At 69.0% G+C, this 20268-nt stretch carries 14 protein-coding genes, 3 tRNA genes and 2 pseudogenes; 6 read left to right on the top strand and 13 right to left on the bottom strand.

Features of this window, described 5'->3' with window-relative positions; genetic code table 11:
- Positions 1–123 precede the first annotated feature (123 nt).
- From AB0I18_RS14470 to AB0I18_RS14455, 4 genes are all read right to left on the bottom strand, one after another.
- The gene (locus AB0I18_RS14470; protein WP_363105770.1) at positions 124–2052 is read right to left on the bottom strand and encodes an ABC transporter ATP-binding protein; all 1929 of its coding nucleotides are present in this window, start codon (positions 2050–2052) and stop codon (positions 124–126) included.
- The gene (locus AB0I18_RS14465) at positions 2052–3785 is read right to left on the bottom strand and encodes an ABC transporter ATP-binding protein (RefSeq protein WP_363105769.1); all 1734 of its coding nucleotides are present in this window, start codon (positions 3783–3785) and stop codon (positions 2052–2054) included. Before AB0I18_RS14465 ends, AB0I18_RS14470 begins: the two co-directional genes overlap by 1 nt.
- A 156-nt stretch (positions 3786–3941) precedes the next feature.
- A complete protein-coding gene (locus AB0I18_RS14460; RefSeq protein ID WP_363105768.1) occupies positions 3942–5396 on the bottom strand; it encodes an FGGY family carbohydrate kinase in 1455 nt (484 codons plus the stop codon).
- Positions 5397–5459: 63 nt separating this feature from the next.
- On the bottom strand, positions 5460–5768 hold the full coding sequence (locus AB0I18_RS14455; protein ID WP_363105767.1) for a YtxH domain-containing protein: 309 nt from the start codon (positions 5766–5768) through the stop codon (positions 5460–5462).
- Between the two features lie 147 nt (positions 5769–5915).
- On the opposite strand from AB0I18_RS14455, the gene AB0I18_RS14450 reads away from it, so the two are divergent.
- The 3 genes from AB0I18_RS14450 to AB0I18_RS14440 all read left to right on the top strand — a co-directional run bounded on the left by AB0I18_RS14450 (position 5916) and on the right by AB0I18_RS14440 (position 6309).
- Positions 5916–5988, top strand: a tRNA-Asn gene (locus AB0I18_RS14450).
- A 6-nt stretch (positions 5989–5994) separates the two neighbouring features.
- Positions 5995–6067 (top strand) — tRNA-Asn (locus AB0I18_RS14445).
- A 168-nt stretch (positions 6068–6235) separates the two neighbouring features.
- Positions 6236–6309: transfer RNA gene (locus AB0I18_RS14440), tRNA-Ile, on the top strand.
- A 492-nt stretch (positions 6310–6801) separates the two neighbouring features.
- Here AB0I18_RS14440 and AB0I18_RS14435 read toward each other — a convergent pair.
- The 4 genes from AB0I18_RS14435 to AB0I18_RS14420 form a co-directional block, all read right to left on the bottom strand.
- Positions 6802–9117 (bottom strand): N,N-dimethylformamidase beta subunit family domain-containing protein, encoded by a 2316-nt coding sequence (locus AB0I18_RS14435; RefSeq protein WP_363105766.1) that lies wholly within the window; start codon positions 9115–9117, stop codon positions 6802–6804.
- An 18-nt stretch (positions 9118–9135) separates the two neighbouring features.
- Positions 9136–9480 (bottom strand): hypothetical protein, encoded by a 345-nt coding sequence (locus tag AB0I18_RS14430; protein ID WP_363105765.1) that lies wholly within the window; start codon positions 9478–9480, stop codon positions 9136–9138.
- A 181-nt stretch (positions 9481–9661) separates the two neighbouring features.
- Positions 9662–11041, bottom strand: a complete 1380-nt coding sequence (locus AB0I18_RS14425; protein ID WP_363105764.1) for an APC family permease — start codon at positions 11039–11041, stop codon at positions 9662–9664.
- 222 nt (positions 11042–11263) lie between these two features.
- Entirely contained in the window at positions 11264–12247 is a 984-nt protein-coding gene (locus AB0I18_RS14420) for a LuxR C-terminal-related transcriptional regulator (protein WP_363105763.1), read from the bottom strand.
- A 288-nt stretch (positions 12248–12535) separates the two neighbouring features.
- Between AB0I18_RS14420 and AB0I18_RS14415 the strand changes: the two genes are divergently transcribed.
- A complete protein-coding gene (locus tag AB0I18_RS14415; protein WP_363105762.1) occupies positions 12536–12910 on the top strand; it encodes a type II toxin-antitoxin system RelE/ParE family toxin in 375 nt (124 codons plus the stop codon).
- A complete protein-coding gene (locus tag AB0I18_RS14410; RefSeq protein ID WP_079662454.1) occupies positions 12910–13248 on the top strand; it encodes an XRE family transcriptional regulator in 339 nt (112 codons plus the stop codon). The genes AB0I18_RS14415 and AB0I18_RS14410 overlap by 1 nt, the downstream gene beginning before the upstream one ends.
- Before the next feature lie 563 nt (positions 13249–13811).
- Here AB0I18_RS14410 and AB0I18_RS14405 read toward each other — a convergent pair.
- From AB0I18_RS14405 to AB0I18_RS14395, 3 genes and pseudogenes are all read right to left on the bottom strand, one after another.
- Positions 13812–14321, bottom strand: a pseudogene (locus AB0I18_RS14405) (DEAD/DEAH box helicase); the annotation flags it as partial.
- A 381-nt stretch (positions 14322–14702) separates the two neighbouring features.
- Positions 14703–15365: a response regulator transcription factor gene (locus tag AB0I18_RS14400; protein ID WP_363105761.1), complete on the bottom strand. Its 663-nt coding sequence runs from the start codon at positions 15363–15365 to the stop codon at positions 14703–14705.
- Positions 15340–16512, bottom strand: a complete 1173-nt coding sequence (locus tag AB0I18_RS14395) for a histidine kinase (protein ID WP_363105760.1) — start codon at positions 16510–16512, stop codon at positions 15340–15342. Before AB0I18_RS14395 ends, AB0I18_RS14400 begins: the two co-directional genes overlap by 26 nt.
- Positions 16513–16687: 175 nt before the next feature.
- Here AB0I18_RS14395 and AB0I18_RS14390 point away from each other — a divergent pair, with 175 nt between their 5' ends.
- The gene (locus AB0I18_RS14390) at positions 16688–18958 is read left to right on the top strand and encodes an MMPL family transporter (RefSeq protein WP_363105759.1); all 2271 of its coding nucleotides are present in this window, start codon (positions 16688–16690) and stop codon (positions 18956–18958) included.
- A gap of 66 nt (positions 18959–19024) precedes the next feature.
- Here the strand turns inward: AB0I18_RS14390 and AB0I18_RS14385 are convergent.
- Both AB0I18_RS14385 and AB0I18_RS14380 read right to left on the bottom strand, forming a co-directional pair.
- A pseudogene (locus AB0I18_RS14385) lies at positions 19025–19854 on the bottom strand (IS5 family transposase).
- Positions 19855–19957: 103 nt separating this feature from the next.
- Positions 19958–20200 (bottom strand): hypothetical protein, encoded by a 243-nt coding sequence (locus AB0I18_RS14380; protein WP_363105758.1) that lies wholly within the window; start codon positions 20198–20200, stop codon positions 19958–19960.
- Between the last annotated feature and the right edge of the window lie 68 nt (positions 20201–20268).

Below are 20268 nucleotides of genomic sequence, written 5' to 3'. Positions count from 1 at the left end.
GGGGCGCGGGGAACTGCGCGACCAGCCCCCACCCACCCGCACCCGACGCAACACACCCCACGGGGTCTGGGGCGGAGCCCCAGCAGGATGGGACGGGTAGGGGCGGCGGGGGCGAAAAACGCCCTACTCCACCTCCACCACCGCCTGCGCGAACTGAGCCTGGTACAGCCGCGCATACGCCCCACCCGCCGCAAGCAGATCCGCATGCGAACCCTGCTCCACGATCGACCCGTTCTCCATCACCAGAATCGTGTCGGCATCCCGGATCGTCGACAGACGATGCGCGATCACGAACGACGTCCGCCCGTGCGCGAGCTTCGCCATCGCCTTCTGGATGAGCACCTCGGTCCGGGTGTCCACGGAACTGGTCGCCTCGTCCAGCACAAGGATCACCGGATCGGACAGGAACGCCCGCGCGATCGTGATCAGCTGCTTCTCACCCGCGCTCACCCCCGACCCCTCGTCGTCGATGACCGTGTCGTACCCGTCGGGCAGCGTACGAACGAACCGGTCGGCATGGGCGGCCCGAGCCGCCTCCTCGATCTCCCCGCGAGTGACCTCGCGAGAGGCCCCGTACGCGATGTTCTCCGCGATGGTCCCGCCGAACAGCCAGGTGTCCTGAAGCACCATCCCGATCCCGGCCCGGAGCTCGTCCCGGGACATGGCGGCGACATCGACCCCGTCGAGGGTGATCCGCCCCCCGGTGACCTCGTAGAACCGCATCAACAAATTGACCAGCGTCGTCTTGCCGGCCCCCGTCGGTCCGACAATCGCCACCGTGTGCCCCGGCTCGACCTTCAGCGACAGATCCTCGATCAGCGGCTTCTCCGGGTCGTACCGGAAGGAGACCCCCTCCAGCGCGACCCGCCCCCGCAGCTCCTCGGGCCGCACACCCGGCATCGGATCGGCCTCCTGCTCCTCCGCGTCCAGGATCTCGAAGATCCGCTCGGCCGACGCGACACCCGACTGCACCAGGTTCGCCATCGACGCGACCTGGGTGAGCGGCATGGAGAACTGCCGGGAGTACTGGATGAAGGCCTGCACGTCACCGATCGACAGCGAGCCGGACGCGACCCGCAGGCCGCCGACCACGGCCACCAGGACATAGTTCAGGTTCGACACGAACAGCATCAGCGGCTGCATGATGCCGCTGTTGAACTGCGCCTTGAACCCGGCCTCGTACAGCCGGTCGTTCTCCTCGGCGAACCGCGCCGCCGACTCCTCCTGCCGCCCGAAGACCTTCACCAGGTTGTGCCCGCTGTACATCTCCTCGATATGCGCGTTGAGCTTGCCGGTGGTCCGCCACTGCGCCACGAAGTGCGGCTGCGACCGCTTGCCGACGAGCACGGCCACGTAGAACGACAGCGGCACGGTGACCAGCGCGACCAGGGCGAGCAGCGGCGAGACCCAGAACATCATCGCCAGCACGCCGACGATCGTCAGCAGGGAGTTGATGAGCTGGCCCATCGACTGCTGGAGGGTCTGCCCGATGTTGTCGATGTCGTTGGTGGCGCGGCTGAGCACCTCACCGCGCTGCCGCCGGTCGAAGTACGACAGCGGCAGCCGCGAAAGCTTCGTCTGCACGTCCTCGCGCATCCGGTACACGGTCATGTTGACGGCCCGGTTCACCAGCCGCGTCGCCACGGCCATCAGCAGACCGGCCACCAGGAACACCACGAGGGCGAGCCCCAGCACCTCGCCGACCTGGCCGAAGTCGATGCCCTGGCCCGGTGTGAAGTCCGTCCCGGAGAGCATGTCGGCCGTGCCGCCGTCACCGCGCTCCCGCATCGAGTCGAGGACCTCGGCCTTCGTGGCGCCCGCCGGCATGTCCCGTCCGACGACCCCCGCGAAGACCAGGTCGGTCGCCTCGCCCAGGATCTTCGGGCCCACCACGGACAGGCCCACGCTCAGGACCACGGCGAGCAGCATCGCGTACATCGTGAGCCGCTCGGGCCTGAACTGCGCGAGCAGCCGTTTCCCGGACTCCTTGAAGTCCATCGAGTTCTGATCGGGGCCGCCCCCGGCCATCATCCGCCCCATGGGCCCGGCCATCAGGCTGCCTCCGCTTCCGTGAGCTGGGAGAGCACGATCTCCCGGTAGGTCTCGTTGTCCGCCATCAGCTCGTGGTGGCGGCCGGTGCCCACGACCCGGCCCTCGTCGAGGACCACGATCCGGTCGGCCTCCCGGATGGTCGACACCCGCTGGGCGACGATCACGACGGTGGCCTCGGCGGTCTCCGCGGCGAGCGCCGCGCGCAGGGCCGCGTCCGTCGCGTAGTCGAGCGCCGAGAAGGAGTCGTCGAAGAGGTAGATCTCCGGGCGCTGTACGAGGGTCCGGGCGATGGCGAGCCGCTGCCGCTGACCGCCCGACACATTCGTCCCGCCCTGCGCGATCGGTGAGTCGAGACCGTTCTCCAGCCCCTCCACGAATCCCTTCGCCTGCGCCACCTCCAGCGCGTGCCACAGCTCCTCGTCGGTCGCGTCCGGATTCCCGTACCGCAGGTTCGTCGCCACGGTCCCCGCGAAGAGGTACGGCTTCTGCGGTACGAGGCCCACGGTGCGGGCCAGCAGCTGCGGCTCGACGGTGCGTACGTCGACGCCGTCCACCAGGACCTCGCCCTCGGTGGCGTCGAACAGCCGGGGGACCAGGCCGAGGAGCGTGGACTTGCCGCTGCCGGTCGAGCCGATGACGGCGGTCGTCTCCCCGGGCAGCGCCACCAGGTCGACCGTCCTCAGTACCGGCTCCTCGGCGCCCGGGTAGCGGAACCCGGCACCGCGGATCTCCAGATGGCCGTGCCGTCGCAGCTCCAGGACGGGTGCCTTCGGCGGTACCACGCTGCTGGACGTGTCCAGGACCTCCTGGATGCGCTCGGCGCAGACCTCGGCGCGCGGCACCATCATGAACATGAAGGTGGCCATCATCACGGCCATGACGATCTGCATGAGGTAGGCGAGGAAGGCGGTCAGCGCGCCGATCTGCATCCCGCCGCTGTCGATCCGATGGGCGCCGAACCACACCACGGCGATCGACGACAGGTTCACCACCGTCATGACGATCGGGAACATCAGTGCCAGGATCCGGCCGGTGCCCAGCGACACCTCGGTGAGGTCGGTGTTGGCCTTCCGGAAGCGGCCCTCCTCGTACTCGTCGCGGACGAAGGCCCGGATGACGCGGTTGCCGGTGATCTGCTCGCGCAGTACCCGGTTCACCGTGTCGAGGCGCTCCTGCATGGTGCGGAAGAGGGGCCGCAGGCGGCGCACGATGAGGCTGACGGAGATGCCGAGCACGGGCACGACGGCGAGCAGCACCCCGGACAGCGGTGCGTCCAGACCGAGCGCCAGGACGATGCCGCCCACGCACATGATCGGCGCCGACACCAGCAGCGTGAACGTCATCAGGGCCAGCATCTGCACCTGCTGGACGTCGTTCGTGGTGCGGGTGATCAGTGAGGGCGCCCCGAAGTGACCGACCTCACGCGCGGAGAACGACTGCACCCGGTCGAAGACGGCGGCCCGGATGTCCCGGCCGACCGCCGAGGCCGTACGGGCGCCGTAGTAGACGGCGCCGATGTTGCAGACGACCTGGACCAGCGAGATGCCGATCATCAGGGCGCCGAAGGACAGGATGTATCCGGTGTCGCCGTCCACGACACCGTTGTCGATGATGTCCGCGTTGAGCGTGGGCAGGTAGAGCGTGGCGCAGGTCTGCAGGAACTGCAGGAACACGAGTAAGGCGATGGGTTTCTTGTACGGGCTGAGGTAGGTACGCAGGAGTCGTATGAGCACGCTGGGTCTCTCGGATCGGCGGCGGGGCGATTGGTTGCCCCTGGCCCCTATCGTCGAACACTCCACCCGTGTTACCTCAACTGATTAAGCCAAGAGGGGCTCAAGAATGGCCCCGGCCTCAGTCCTCGGGTCTTCAGATCCTCGGGTCCCCGGGTCCTAGGGGCGGAAGGCGCCCGGGTGGGTCTGCACCCGCACCGACACGTACTGCTGCCGCACGGCCTGCCCCACGGCCAGTTCCTCGCCGGGATCCAGGACCTGCGCGCTCGCGCCCTGCCAGGCCGGCGGCTGCCCCGGGCCGAGCGTGCCCTGCGAGACGCCGAGCGCCCAGGCCGCCTGCCGGGCCGCGCCGATCGCCGCGTAGTCCGCGGGCTGCGGCACCACGACCTGCACACCGAGCAGCGAGGGGGCACTGGCCTGCACGGCGGGCAGCTCGGCCGCCTGGCCCAGCAGGAAGATCCGCCGCACCTCGACGCCCCGGCCGCGCAGTACGTCCAGCGCGTCCGCGAGCCCGCACAGCATGCCCTCGAAGGCGGCCCGCGCCAGATGCTCGGGCCGCATCGACTCCCGCCGCAGCCCGGCCAGCGTCCCCGCCGTGTGCGGCAGGTTGGGCGTCCGCTCGCCCTCCAGATACGGCAGCATGACGAGCCCGTGGGCGCCCGGCGTCGACTTCATCGCCAGGTCGGACAGACCCTCCAGGTCGGGTACGCCGAGGAGTTCGGCGGCCCCGCGCAGGGCCCGTACGGCATTCAGCGTGGTGACGACCGGCAGGTGCATCCCGGTCGCGTCCGCGAGCGAGGTGATCATCCCGGACGAGTCGACCAGCGCCTCGTGGTGGACGGCCATCACGGAACCGGAGGCGCCGAGCGACACCACCGCGTCCCCGAGCCCAATCCCGAGCCCGAACGCCGCCGCCATCGTCTCGCCGGTCCCCGCCGAGATCAGCAGCCCCTCGGGCGTCGTCCCGGCGGCCTCCCACGGCCCGAGCACATCGGGCAGCAGCGCCTGGTGGCCGAGCGCGAGCTCGACGAGGTCCGGCCGGTACGCACCGGTCGCCGCCGACCAGTAACCGGTGCCGGAGGCCCCGCCGCGGTCGGTGGTCCGGCGCGGCGGTCGTCCGAGCAGCTGCCACACCAGCCAGTCGTGCGCCTGGAGCAGCAGGGTCGTGCGCAGCGCGGCATCGGGTTCGTTCTTGGCGAGCCAGCGCAGCTTGGTCACGGGCTGCGCCGCCTGCGGCACACATCCCACGGCCTGGGCCCAGGCCTCCCGCCCGCCGAGCGCGTCGACCAGATCGGCGGCCGCGACCTGCGCCCGCTTGTCCCCGCCGACCATCGCCGGGCGCACCGTGTTGCCCTGGGCGTCCAGTGGCACGAGCCCGTTCTGCTGGGCGGACACGCCGATGGCCTGGACGCCTTCGAGGAGCCCGCCGCCCGCGGCTTCACCCAGGGACAGCAGCCAGGCCTGCGGGTCGATGTCCGAGTGCCGCCCGCCCTCCGTCGTGCTGTCGAGCGGATGCGGGGCATACCCCTGTCTGAGCACGGCTCCGCTGTCCGCGTCGCAGACGACGATGCGAGTGAAATCGGGCGAACTGTCCAACCCGGCGACTATCCCCATGGCGGAAATTCTGCCGTACGGCCGGAGCCTGCCGTACCGGTCCGCCGGAGCTGCCGGTCCCGGTTACGTATTGGTGGTGCCCCAGTCGTCGTCGGGACCTGTGCCGTTCGTGTTGCGATCACGCAGGGAACGGACACGCTCAGCCACCGATTCCGGGACCCGGTCCCCTACCTTCTCGCTCACCACGTGGTACGCCTTGCCGGCGAACTCGCGCCCCTGCTGGGCCGCGGACTCGGCGGTGTTGCGCACCGCCGGATTCTGCGCGACCTGCCGGGCGGTCTTCCTCAACTGCTCGTAGCGCTCGCGCCCGGCTCGCGTGCCCAGCACGTAACCGAGGGCCAGTCCGGCGAAGAACGTGAGCCGGTAGCGCATGGCGGCCACCCTTCCCTTGCGTCGGCGTCGGTGCGGGGGGAGAACCGATTGGCGGAGCACCCCCCTGCTTGCGCTAATGTATGTGTCGCAGCGAGCGCACGCCCCCTGGCAAGTACCCAGGTAGGTACGATCGATGCAACGAGGCAATCCTCCGTAGCTCAATTGGCAGAGCAGCCGGCTGTTAACCGGCAGGTTACTGGTTCGAGTCCAGTCGGGGGAGCTTCGGTCTTCCGTAGCTCAATTGGCAGAGCAGCCGGCTGTTAACCGGCAGGTTACTGGTTCGAGTCCAGTCGGGAGAGCAGAGTGGACGAGGACCCCGTTGGGGTCCTTTTTCATGCCCGCCGGAACCACGCGCGCGGCAGCGCGGTCCTCATGGTCATGCGTAGTCGACCATCCGAAGCAGGAGATCGTATGAGCGGCTATGCTGCGGCAGACGGCGCGCACAAATGTGCGCGACGCGCCGTAATGGGGCGGTAGCTCAGCCGGTTAGAGCAGCGGACTCATAATCCGTCGGCCGTGGGTTCGAGTCCCACCCGCCCCACCTGCGCAGGCTTCTGACCTGCGGAAACGTTCATCTTTGGGTGGCGGAGCGTCAACTTTGCCTGAACGGACTGAATCCGCTGCTCGGGGGTTTGAGGTCCGGCGGTGCTCGGGGGAGCTTCAACCCATCTGACCTGCGGCGGAGTATGTGTTCGAGGTTGTCGCTTGCCGTCCGGACGGCTGACCTGAGCCTCGATGCCAAGATCCAGGGGCCGGACAGGGGCCGGGACGGTGCAGCCGTGTCCAGGCCGACGGTGTCTACAGCCCGTTTGCTGGCCCGATGGCCGGTTGCGCGGCATGGGCTGCTATCCACAGCGCGGCCAGTCGAGTACCGAGAAGAGTGGGGAGAGCTCCCGCATTGTGAGGTTCGTCGGCCAAATGCGCGGCCACGGGCAGCCACGGTCCGCTGGCGGCAGACACCACGGATCCACCACCGGGGCGTTCCCGTCCCGCTCCGCCAGCGGAGCGGGACGCCTTCGACAGCAGGGGCGGCCTACTCCAGCGGCTTCTCGTCGAGGAAGCGCCGCAGCACGTTGCCTGTGATCTTCGCGATGTTGTTGTCGTACCCGTTGTGGGAAAGCGACCCGGTCCAGGCGATGGATCCGACCGAGAAGAATCCGCCGCCGCCCTCCAGCGCGCAGTAGACCATGTCCGAGCGGACCGCCGGCTGCTCGGTTCCACCCATCCCCGGGAGCATCTCGAAGATCTCCTCGGTCACCAGCAGGTAACTGTCGGAAAAGGGCCCGGAGGTGGCCAGGACCAGGGTTCCGGGTGGCGAGCCGAGCGCAGGGTTCCAACAGTCGATCTCGGCACCGGCCGCGCCGCCGCCGATGATGCCGAAGTCGCCCAAGAGCTCGTTCTCGCCGACGCCTTCGAAGATGAAGGCCGCACGCGGATCCCGGCTGTCCGTAAGGCGCTCGTAGTAGGTGCAGCGGTCGAAGCCCTGGGCCGCCATGCCGACTCCCACCAGACGCTGCGGGATCTTGCCCTTGTTGCGCCACAGGCCGCTGGCCTCGCCCGAGGTGGTATGGCGGCGTTCGGCGAAGGGGGACTGGTGCGGGCGGGTGCCGCCGTCGGCCCGGCGCAGCTCCATCAGGTGCGGGGCGTCGGGGTCGTAGGAGACGGTAGCGAAGAACCCGTTGCCGCCCAGGTACATCAGCCGGCCGCCGTTCGCGGTGAACTCCTCAAGGGCGTCGAGCTCGCGCCGCGTGACGTATTCGGGGTGGCTTCCGGTGATCACGACGCGGTAGTCGCGCAGCAGGTCGTGGCCTTCCCGGTCGAGGTCCTCGTCGGTGAGGACGTCGAATTCGCACTCAGCGGTCTCCAGCCAGTGCACGAGGGACAGGTCGGCGGGCAGACCCCAGGGGCCCTCGCTCATGAACGAGGCGCGGTACCGCGGCTGCAGGCTGATCAGCGGGCGGCGGACACTGCCGAACACCACGCCGGACCCGTCATTGTGGATCTCGTACAGGGAGCGGCCGAACTCGGGGTGGTCCTGCAGGACCAGGTCTTCCTTGTGGACGATGGGCGTGTGCCCGAGGAGCATCTCCATGCCGTCCGCCTCGAACGCGATCCGGTCGTTGGCGTAAGCCAGGTAGGTGGCCGTGGGGAACAGGACGGCGACGTCCTTGCGCCGGCGGCTCGGCCCGACGAGGAAGGGCACGTGCTGCTCGATGCCCTCGGCCCGCAGCCGCACCGCGTAGACACCACTGGGCAGGTCCTCGGGCACCTCGAAGGTGAACGCCGCAGGCCACTGGGCGTCAGCGATGTCGTCGTCGTGGAAGTGGATGGCGTCGAACTCGTCGGGCGCAAGCCGGAAGTCCTCCACGACACCTTGGAAGGTGGGGCCGGTGACGCCCCGGACGGGCGCGTTGACGCAGCGGCCGTGCAGCATGTGCGGCCCCTCGTCGACCACGTCCCACAGCAGCAGCCCGTCGGGGCGGCGGCTGCGGCCGAAGTGCCAGGCAGCCACCGGCTCGCGCGCCTTGAGGGCGTCGTCGGTGGCGCGTTCGATACGGATGCCACCGATTTTCCCGTTGAAGGCGGTTGCCGCGAGCAGCCGGTCACCGTCCGCGCGAGCCAGCGCACCGATACGGAACGGCATCGAGGAAGCCGTCCAGACCGCCGAGGCGGTTGCGTTCGCCTGCTCGGGTACGGCGGCTGCGGCGGCCGGTGTCACCCGGTCCGCGCAGTGGTCCAGCGGGGCCTGCCGCAGGGTGATCTGCCCCGCCGAACTTGGCAGTTCGACCTCCAGCCGATACCACTGGTGGGCCGTCAGCTCCTGTTCCAGGGTGAGGGTCCGCCGCTGACCGCCCTCGCTCCATACGAGGGACGGTTTGCCGTCATCGAGCAGCAGGGCCCAGCCGGTCGTGGTCGCCGCGTCCCAGGTGCCCATGACCGCCTGGCGCTCGCCGGTGAAACCGACCGAGCTCTGGCTGACCCGATAGGCGCCCAGGCTTCCTGAGCGGTTGTCACGCGGAAGGGTAGGGAAGACGGCAGCGCGGATGACCAGCGCGTCGGGGTTCGCCAGCAGGCCTTTCGGGTCGGGGACTTCGACGTAGGAGCCGGGCTGGCAGGTGTAGTACTGCCCCGGGTACGTCCCGTCGATGGTGGAGGGGACCTCGTCCTCCAGGAAGCCCGGCCCCGCCTGCCCGTCGTATCCGTGTCGCAGGCGCACCAGCGCGGCGTCGTAGGCCGACGGGCCTTCACAGCTGATGTGGAACGACAGTCGCTCGCCGGGACGGGCGGAGAAGCGATCGGTGTAGCCGAAGACGTTCTGGGTCGTCGTGCGGCCGCTGGGGAGTGCCATGACCCTCCTCAATTCTTTCTAGTTCTGCAGTTCCGCGACACGCGCGGTGAAGATGTACCGCATGGCGTCTTCGTAGTCCTCGAAGGACTGCTCGGTCAGGAGCAGGTTGCCCGGCATACCCAGGACGATCTGCGCCACGTGCCAGGGGCCGTCGGGGCCTTCGGAGAAGACGATGTGCTTGCCCGAGACGGGCAGGCTGCGCAGCGCCCGCAGCACGCGTTGAGTGCGGTCGTCGTGCGGCCCCAGCGGAGCCGCGTCATGGGCAGCGACGACCTCATCGGTGCACTCCTTGCGCAGACGTTCTTCGCTGCGCAGACGGAACACTTCGAGCAGCTCGGCCGAGCGGTCTGCACTGGTACGCATCAGTTCACCTCCTGCTGCTGGGACACCGTTGCGGTGCGGCGGGACAAGGACGATGGGCTCACGGGAGGTGGCCTTTCTTGTGCTGAAGGAGCTCGCCAGCGCCGGGCAGCGACTGAAGCGCCTCGATGTGACGGTGTCTCAGACCGATGCCTGTGCTGCCCGGCGGTATGCGCGAGTGCGGTCAGGCGTCGGAGTCGCCGAGCGAACGGCCGGTGAGCTTGAAGTACGCCGCCACGCCGAGACCGATGACGAGCCAGCACGAGCCGACGATCTTGGCGTTGGAGTCCGCGTTCCACAGCGCGACCAGGAGGAGCGCGGCGCCGAGGATCGGGGAGACCCAGTGGACGAAAATGTGGCGGCTTCCGCCTCGGACGGCGAAGTGGGTGAAGACGCTGACGTGGAGAAGGACGTAGGCGGTGATCGCGCCGAAGGTCACCAGGGTGGTCAGCAGTCCCGACTGCTCCACGCCGAGGATGCCGACTCCCACCGAAAGGAGTGCGATGAAGATCATCGCGTTGAGGGGGACCTGGTGTCTGTCGCTGACCCGCGACAGGAACTTCGGCAGCTGTCCGTCGCGGGCCATGCTGAAGACCAGACGGGCGGAGGTGGCGTTGGAGGCAATGGTGTTGGCGAAGATCGCGATCAGGGCAGCAGTCAGCAGGAGGACCGTCTTGAACCAGCCCGCCATGGCCGTGCCCACCACGTTGTAGAAGGCGTTGTTGACCGGGTCGCCATCGGCGAATTCCGTCCCGCTCGGGACCAGGCTGCCCGCCACGAAGACCTGCACGACGAACAGCGCGGTCACCTGGTAGAGGACGATCATGGTGGCCTTGGAGACGGTTTTGCCGCCGCCCTCGGCTTCCTCGTTCAGTGTCGAGATCGCGTCGAACCCGATGTAACTCAGGGCGGCGACCGGAACTGCACCGAGGATCAGGGACCAGGAGCCGCCGTCGGCGGGGACGAACGGGCTGAGCGAGAGACGGGCCCGGCCCTGGAGGATGAGCACGGCTGCCCACACCAGGAACACGGCCAGCACGACCAGCTGGATGTAGAGGAAGATCTTGTTCATCGTCGCGGTGACACTGATGCCCATGATGTTGATCAGGGCGGTCGCGGCGACGAAGATCACCACCCAGACCCAGGCGGGCACCCAGGAGACCACTCCGGTCATCGCGCTGGCCGCGAAGACGCACAGCAGCGCGGGCAGCAGCAGGTAGTCGAGCAGGATGGCCCACCCGGAGACAAACCCGAGGAAGCGGTTGCTGCCCATCCGTACGTAGCTGTAGACCGAGCCGGCGACCGGGAACCGGACCGCCATCTCCTTGTAACTGACAGCACTGAACAGCATCGCGATCCCGGCCACCACGTAAACCGCGGCGACGGCGCCGGCGGACATGTTGTAGACGACGCCGAACACCGCGACAGGGGCGAGCGGCACCATGTAGATCAGGCCGTAGATGACAACGTCGGCCAGGCTGAGCGTACGGGCGAGCTCCTGCTCGTAACCGAGTTCATGCAGCCGGTCGCGGTCGTCATCTGTGCCGCCGGGTCTTTCGGACATGGCTTGCGGAGCTTCTGAAGCGTTCATGGCCGGGCCTCCTGAGGGATGAACGAGCCCCGGTCGGCAGTCGGCGCGGTGGGCGGCGACAGCGAGGGAGGACGCGGGGGTCGGCAGCAGCCGGCTCGGCGGGTGAAAACCGCCTACAGCGCGGGCTTCTCTTCACCTCGAATATGGCGCTCGGCCACCTTGCGCCTCAATACGCATTCCTACCGACAGCGGCGGTCAGCGGTCCAGGCGCAGAATCCCGTCGCGCAGCGCCGACGCCACCGCGCCGGCTCGCGAGGGCTGTCCCATCTTGTGCAGGATCCGCTCCACGTGCGTGGTCACAGTGCGCAGGGCGACGTCTCGCTGCGATGCCAGCTGCTGGTTCGAGAACCCCGCCGCCATCCCGTTCAGGATGTCGTACTCGCGCGGCGAGAGGGAATGGGGCAGGCCGGCCGTCGGAAGCTCCTGCACCAGTACGGCCGGTTCCGGCCGTCCCAGCGGATCAGCCACCTTCAGGACCTGCAGCGTGAGCCACCCTTCACTCGACGCCTGCAGCCCGGTGGCGGCGACCTGCGGCGAGGCCATGAAGCGGTGCAGGAAGCCGTTGAAGTCGGGCTGCGTGGGCGCGAGCGCCGGGGCGCACGACTCGACGGCCCAGGCACGGCCGGTGTGGTCGATCAGGGTGGCGTTCGCTCCCGAAGGTATGGCGCATCCGGTGGTTTGCCGTCGAGCCACGTCGCACATCCGCGCCAGCGCGGGCGCCAATGCCTTGAGGAGTTCGGCCGCGTCATCGCGGAACGCGCCGCGCGCCGCCGCGGAGAAGTGCAGCATGCCCGTGTACACACCGCTGTCCGAGAAGAGGCAGGCGGTCATGCCGTCTGCGAAGCCGGCAGGTCCGAGAACCTCTCGGTACATCGGGGACCGTCGGTAGTCGCCCGGCACGTCGTCGATCCGCATCGGCAGGCGCCGCTCCCGGACCAGCCGGTTCTCAGCACTCGCCGCATAGCGGTCACCCAGTGCGGCAACTGTTTCGTTGCCGTAGGTGACCGCAGCGAGCGCGCGGTGCGCATGGTCCCTCGGGTCCCAGAGCAGGAGGGCGCCGGCGTCGTGATGAGTCACCGGCTCGAGCAGCCTCAATACCGTCATCGCGGCCTCGTGCCGGTCACGGGCTCCGGCTGCATAGGCAGCCTCGGCCAGAATCCGGGTGTGGGATGGCTTCATCAGCGGATCCCTCTCGAAGCTGGGCTACCCCACCTCACGATAGCAACGTCTTCTCGGGCTCTGAGGATGAGAGCTGCGGTCGCGGGTGCACATCGCGCTCGCGGTGACCGCCTGAGTAGAGGAGTCGGCCGGCCCTGCTCTGCGGGTGGGCGACGCTGCTGACTGTCACTCAGCCATGCGCGGATTTCATCGCTGTCTGGGACGGTTCTTGCCGCGAGGACCACTCCCTCAATATGACGTCAGTGGTGTATGCTGTCAGGGTAATAAATTGCAGATGGGGGCGCATGCATGGCTTGGAAGATCGTCGTGGTCGAGCCAGCCCTTTCGTGGCTTCACGGCCTGCGCCGTACTGACCGCGACACCCTGATTCAGGTTAGCCAGGCTGTCACCGCCCTTCAGGAGGAAGGTCCCGCGCTGGGCCGCCCTCTGGTGGACACGATCAAGGGCTCGGCGCTGTCCAACCTCAAGGAGCTCCGCCCCGGCTCGGCAGGGACCACGGAAGTGCGGTTGCTGTTCGTGTTCGACCCGGACCGCCAGGCCGTGATTCTGGTCGGTGGTGACAAGGCGGGTAACTGGTCCGGCTGGTACCGCGTCGCGGTGCCCCAGGCGGAGCAGGCATACGCGGAGCATCTGAAGCGAATCGATGGAGAGGACGGGGCATGATGACGGATCACCTCAAGGACCCGCAGGCCGTCTCCTGGGGAGACCTGGCCGAGGATTTCGCCTTCACCGATGCCGAAAAGGACCAGATTCAGAAGGGGGCGCAGGCGATGGTCCTGGCCTCCCGTGTGCACCGCCTCGCCGAGTTGAGGAAGCGGCAGCACACCACACAGGTCCAGGTTGCCGAAGCCATGGGTGTCACCCAGGCCCGCGTCTCACGCATCGAGAAGGGGCAACTGGAGCGCAGCGAGGTCGACACCCTCGCTGCCTACGTCAAGGCGCTCGGCGGCAAGCTGAAGATCGTCGCTGACTTCGGCGATGAGACCTACGTCCTCGGCTGACGCGACCGATCGGCAAGCTGTGACCCAGGTTCATGCGCAGTCCCGGGGGCATGCTCGCCTCTTGACATCGGAAGCGATGCTCCGCCCCGGGATCAAGGGGTGGAGCATCATCTCGTCGGTAAGGGACTCCGCTGTGCGTAGGTTCCATCCTTGTGGCTGAACTGGGCGGACGCGGCTGCTGCTGTGGTACGCGTCCAACTCAGCGGCTTCCAGGGGCCATTGAGGGGCCACAAGGACAGGAACGCATCGACAGGCACCACACAGGACTGACACTGATCAGCAGGTCTGACCTGGGAAAACGTCAAGGATGAGCACTGATCGGCAAGGACCGCCAAGATCCTCAAAGGACTCATAATCCGTCGGCCGTGGGTTCGAGTCCCACCCGCCCCACTTCGCGCTACGCGGGAAGAAACGATCTGACCAGCAACTTCGCTGGAGGATCAGGGGAGTTGAGAGGGCTTGGCGGTCCTTCTCGATCACGGTTTCATGATCGACAGGACAAATCCGGGACGTTGATTCCCGATAAGTCGGACATGGCTTCCATGGCTCGATTCGCAGCTCTGTGGAGCGACGACCCGCGCCGGGCGGTGCCCGCCCCCTGAGCCCTGCAGCCAGGCGAGCAGGTGCTCCGGGCTGCCCACCGTCGCGGAATGCCCGATGCGTTGTACCGGTCGTCCAACCACCCGCTGCAGTCGCTCGAGTACGGCCAGCAGGTGCCATCCCCGGTCGTCCCCCGCAAAGGCGTGCACCTCGTCGACGACGATGGCGCGCAGTCCGGAGAAGAACGCCCGGTGATCGACATTGGCGCTGACGAGCATCGCTTCCAGCGATTCCGGTGTGGTCAGCAGCGCCTTCAGCGGACAGACATACAGCACCGAGGTACCGGTCCGGTTCTCCTGCGCCATCTTCGAAAGCAGTGGGAAGGAGGCGGCCTCGGTCTTGCCGCCGGCGGTCGGGGCCGGAAGAACAGCGTCCGAGCCGTCGAGCAGCGGCTCGATCGCCTCCCCCTGTAGAGGGCGTAGCCCGGGCCATCCCAGGGTGTTGACGATGTGATGGACCAGCCCGGGATGCAACCGGTCGAGTGGCTCGGGGCGCCTGTCATGGCAGCTCCAGCTCGATCTCGGCGGGGCTGTCGGCTGCCGTGTTGCGCTCGACCTCGCTCAGCTCGTCAGTTCTGTCGTGGGCCGTGGATCGCGGTCCTGCGCCAGGGAGCGTATCGAGTCGTGATCATCGAGTGGTTCTGGTGAGGTCTTTGATCCAGATCATCGAGGCGTGCAGGTGGAGACTGGCGAGGTAGCTGTCGGGAGTCTTGCCGTATCGGGTGTCTCACCGTCCCGGTTCCGGCCTCCTGGTACGTCACGCTCTGGGGCGGGTGAGGCACGTGGAGCCGACGTGAGCCGACCGGTGCACTGATGTCCGGGCGGGGACTCATGGGACATGGCCCGGCACCCGGCTCAGGTTCCGGGGAGGATACGGCGCGTCTCGTAGGCCCACATCGCGATCTCGACCCGGTTGCGGGCGCCGAGTTTGGCCATCAGGCTCGCCAGATGCGTCTTCACCGTGCTGAGGCTGATGTGCAGCGCGTCGGCGATCTCGGTGTTGGTCAGCCCGCGGGCGACGGCGAGGAGCACCTGCTCCTCGCGGGCGGTGACGGGGGAGACCGGCTGGGCCGCGGGCCGGCCGGCGGGCAGGTCCGCGAACGCCTGGAGCAGACGGACGGTGACGCTGGGCGCGATGAGCGCCTCGCCGTCGGACGCCGACCGTACGGCCTGGGCCAGAAGGTCCGGTCCCGTGTCCTTGAGGAGGAATCCGCGGGCACCCGCACGCAGTGAGCCGTAGACGTACTCGTCGAGGTCGAACGTGGTGATGACGACCACGACCAGCGGGTCGGCGACGCCCGGGCCGGCGATCAGCCGGGTGGCCTCGAGCCCGTCGAGCACGGGCATGCGGATGTCGAACAGACAGACGTCGGGGCGCAGTTCGCGGGCCAGACGTACCGCTTCGTGTCCGTCGGCGGCCTCGCCGACCACCTCGATGCCGGGCTGGGCGTTCAGCATGATCCGCAACCCGGTGCGGATGATCGCCTGGTCGTCAGCGACGAGGACGCGAATGGACACCGCTCTCGCTCCTCGCTCTCGGCAGTTCGGCTTCGACATGCCAGCCCCGGTCGGTACCCGGGCCGGCTCGTAGCGTGCCGCCGAGCAGGGTCGCGCGCTCGCGCAGTCCGGTAAGTCCGTATCCGTCGCGACCCCGGCCGGTGCGCCGGCCGTTGTCGCGCACGCTCACCCGTACCGTGTGCCGTTCCGCGGCGACCCGGACGACGAGCTCGGTCGCGTCGACCGCATGGCGAAGCGCGTTGGTCACCGACTCCTGCACGATCCGGTAGACGGCCGCGTCCACGGCCGGGGGCAGCGAGTCCAGCTCCCCGTCGAGCCCCAGGTCGACCTTGAGGCGATCACCCGGCGTGCGCACCAGGCGCTCCAGATCCGCGACGCCGGCAGGCGGCGCCAGCTCGGCGCCGACCCCGCGGTCGCGCAGCGCGGCGACCATGGCGCGCATTTCCTCCAGCGTGCGCGCCCCTTCCTCCTCGACCCCCTCCAGCGCCTCGACGGCGGCGGACGGGTCGGCGCCCGCGAGTACCCGGCCCGCCTGGGCGGTGATCACCATGGCCGACACGTGGTGGGCCACCGTGTCGTGCAGTTCCCGGGCGAGCTGCTCACGCTCGCGGGAGCGCACCTGCTCCAACTGCCGCTCGCGAGCGGTCACCCAGAACCGCACGGCAGCCCCGACCACGCCGGGCAGCAGCAGGAAGACGAAGCCCACGACCTTTTCGACGACCGGAGCCTCGTACGTGACGACACACAGCGCGCCGACCGCGAGGATCACCGCGCCGCCCAGCACGATCTCGCGTCCCGATCCCCACCGGGGCAGCGCGTACACCAGCACGAGCACGATTGCGCCGGTGTCCAGGCCGACGGGCTCGCGCGGTGCGGCGACGAGCGAGGCCACCTGGAGCAGCATCACCGAGCCGAACGCCAGCGTGATCATCGCCAGCGGGCGGGTCCGGCGCCATCGGGGCAGCAGGCACAGCCATACGGTGAAACCCACCGCCACCGGCCGCCACACGACGTTCTCGCGCAGGGTGGCCTCCAGCACCACACCGCCCAGGCCCGCGGCGAGCAGCGCCCAGTCCCGCCGCACCCGGGCGGGCGCGTCGGGCGGCCGGGGTTCGGTCCACAGGGTTCGCAGGTCGTCTCGCAGCACGGTTCTCAGCGTAGGGACCGTGCCGTGCCGCGCATCGGCCGAAAGGACGGGGCGTCACTCCGACTTGGGGCCGATGGATCCGCGGCCCGCGAGCCGATGCCGAAGAGCGCCGTGGCGACGAGCCTCGGCATCGGCGGCCGTACAAGGACGGCCGACGAGGTGGTTGGAGGACCCGATGCTCTCGAAAGCCCTGTTGCGCCTGGGCGCAAGCGCCGCCCGCCATCCCTGGCGGGTGATCGCGGCATGGCTGGTCGCCGCCACGCTCGCCGTCCTCGCCGCCGTCGCCTTCGGCGGGCGGAATGTGGATTCGATGACCGCTCCGGGACTGGACTCCCAGCGGGCCGCGGAACTGATCGAGCGGGCCGGCACCGGCCAGGAGGGGATGACCGCCCAAGTGGTCGTCACCCCCCTCGACGGCGCTGCGAGGTTCTTCGACCACGGCAGCGCGCGCACCGCTCTCACTCGGCTGCAGACCGAGGTGAAACGGCTGCCGCACGTGCTCGGCACGAGCGACCCGGCAGGGGCACTCGACGCAGGCGGGGACACCGCCGTGCGCGGCGGCCTCGTCTCGGCCGACGGGCGGATCGCGGTCGTCCGGGTGCAGTACCCCGACCAGAGCCGGCTGTCGGCCGAAGACCTCGACGCCCTCGTCGGTCTCGGCGACCGGCTGCGCGCCGAACTGCCCCTGCGCATCGAGATGGGCGGGGACCTCTTCTACGCCTTCTCCGACCCCGACGGCGGCGTGAGCGAGTTGATCGGCCTCGTCGCCGCGGCCGCGATCCTGTTCCTGGCGTTCGGTTCGCTCGTCGCCGCCGCGCTGCCGATCGGCATGGCGGTCTTCGGACTGACCGTCGGTGTCGCCACGATGACGGTACTGGCGGGGTTCACGGACGTCCCCGCCTTCGCACCGGTCCTGGGCAGCATGGTCGGGCTCGGAGTGGGCATCGACTACGCGCTGTTCGTGCTCGCCAGGCACCGGGAGTACCTCGCGCGCGGGCTCGATCCGCACGAGGCGGCCGGACGAGCGGTGGCCACGGCGGGGGGGCCGGTGGTCTTCGCCGGCGGAACCGTCGTCGTATCGATCCTCGGCATGGCGGTCGCGAACGTGCCGTTCATGACGGTGGGCGGACTTGCCGTCTCGATCGTCGTCCTGACCATGGTGCTCGCGTCGGTGACGCTGCTGCCGGCCTTCCTCGGCGCCGCCGGCCCACGCCTGGCCCGGGCCGGCCGGATCGGCCGGGCTCTGCAGACCAGGAAGCCGGGCCGACTCGCACGGCGGCGGGACCCGGCGGCAGGCGCCGCCCACGCCGCCGGGTGGCGTCGCTGGATCGGGCACGTCAGCCGGCACCCGGTGCCGTACGCGGTCGGCGCGGCGGGGCTGCTGCTGACGGCGACGCTGCCCGTGCTCGGCCTGCGTGTCGGCCTGCCCGACGACGGCTCACTGCCGCAGAGCCGGACCGAGCGCCGCGCGTACGACCTCGTCGCCGAGGGATTCGGCCCGGGCACCAACGGTCCCCTCGTCATCGCCGCGGACCCCACCGGTGATCCGGGAGTGCTGGACCGACTCGTCGCGACGGTCGCGGCGGATCCGGGCATCGCATCCGTCGCGCCGACGCACATCGATCGGGCCACCGGCATCGCGACCCTCGTGGTGTTCCCGACCACCAGCCCTCAGGACAAGGCCACTGCCGACACCATCGCCCGGCTGCGCACCGACGTGCTGCCCACGGCGATCGGGCACGGCCCGGCCAGGGCCCACGTCGGCGGCGCCGCCGCGAGCCTGTCCGATGTGGGCCAACGCACCAGCCAACGCCTGCCGGTGTTCGTCGCCGCCGTGCTGGCGATGTCGTTCCTGCTGCTGATGCTGGTCTTCCGCTCGATACTCGTACCGCTCAAGGCGGTATTGCTGAATCTGCTGAGCATCGGCGCGGCCTACGGCATCATGGTCGCGGTCTTCCAGTGGGGCTGGGGAGGCGCACTCATCGGGCTGGAAGCGACGGTTCCGATCGTGTCGTTCATCCCGATGTTCCTCTTCGCCATCCTGTTCGGCCTGTCGATGGACTACGAGGTGTTCCTCCTCTCCCGCGTACGCGAGGAGTACCTGCGCACCGGCGACAACGGCACGGCGATCGTTGAGGGCGTCTCGGGCACCGCCCGGATCATCACCTCGGCCGCCCTCATCATGGTGGCGGTCTTCCTGTCCTTCGCCGTCGCCGAGGACCCCTCCATCAAAATGTTCGGGCTCGGCCTGGCCACCGCGATCTTCATCGACGCCACGGTCGTACGCATGGTGCTGGTACCGGCGACCATGACGCTCCTCGGCCGGACCAACTGGTGGCTGCCGAAGTGGCTGGACCGGATGCTTCCCCGCGGCCCGGTCGGCACCGACGACACCGACGCGGAATCCACGGGTGAGGCCCCGCGTCCACGGCTGGTTGACCGTTGACCCAACTCCTGCCCGCCCTTGGCGTCCGGCACCTCAGCGCGTCACCTGGGGCATATCGAGTCGTGATCATCGGGTGGTCCTGGTGAGGTCCTTGATCCAGATCATCGAGGCGCGCAGGTGGAGACCGGCGAGGTAGCTGTCGGGAGGCTTGTCGTATCGGGTGGCGATGCCTCGCCACGCTTTGAGCTTGTTGATCAGGCGTTCGACGGTGTTCCGCTCCTTGTAGAGATCGGCGTCGTGGCTGACGGGTCGGCCACCTCTGGAGCCCTTCTTCTCCGGGATGACCGCCTTGATACGGCGTTTGCGCAGGTGGGCGCGGATCCGCGGGACGATTACGCCTTGTCCCCGGCGACCGCGTCCGGCCGGATGCGAGGTCGGCCGACGGGCCCGCGTACCCGTACCTTCTTCAGGACGGGGATGAACTGCGGGCTGTCCGCTGCCTGGCCTGTGGTCAGGATGAACGCCGGCGGGCGGCACTTGCGGTCGGCGGCGAGGTGGACCTTTGCTGGTCTGCCCGCCTCTGGAACGTCCGAGGAGCGCGGCCTTCAGCCGGAGTTTCCGCCGACGCCGGATGCGTCGTCGTTGTTCCAGCGCGGGATCACTTTCGGTCTCTTGCCCGTTTTGCTCTTCGAGGCCGCCCCCTTTGACCTGGCCTTCTCCTCCTCGGCCGCGGCTTTCTCCAGGGCGGTGACGACGTCCTCGTCGAGGTGTATCCCGGCCGCGTCGTGGTGGGCTCGGGCGGTGGTGGAGTCGATGCCGACCAGGGACAGGTCCACTTCACCCCGCTTCGCGGCTTCCGTGATCAGGCCCTCCAGCAGGGCCTCGAAGACGCCGGCGTCACGCCACTGCCGGAAGCGGTTGTGGACGGTCGACCAGGCGCCGAACTCCGTCGGCATCTCCCGCCACTGCCCGCCCGTCTTGAACCGGGGGCCGTCCTTTCGGCGTGACGTTCTGGCCCCCGGGGAACCATGCTCTCGTTCGCGCCGAACGCGGAGGCCGTCACGACACTTCGGCGAGGCTGTCGAGCACGCGCGAGTCGAAGTACTCCTCGATCCGTGCCACGAGCCCGTCGGAGTCGATCTCCAGCCGCATCATCGCCGGCATTCGGAACCGGCCTCCGGAGTGGAGCACCGCGGTCAGCGTGTACTGCAGGAACGCCTGCGAGCCGACTGTCGTGATGCGTCGGTCCTCACAGTTCCGGCTCGTAGAGAGGGCGCAGAGGTGACCGAGCATCGCAGCCATGGCATGGACGTCCTGCTCGGTCTCGTCGAGGCGGGCTCCGCGACATCGCCCGCGGGTAGGCTCTGCCT

Origin of the sequence: Streptomyces sp. NPDC050704, assembly GCF_040654355.1 — a bacterium.
In the GTDB taxonomy this organism is placed as follows: Bacteria; Actinomycetota; Actinomycetes; order Streptomycetales; family Streptomycetaceae; genus Streptomyces.
This window is presented reverse-complemented; position numbering and strand designations above follow the sequence as displayed.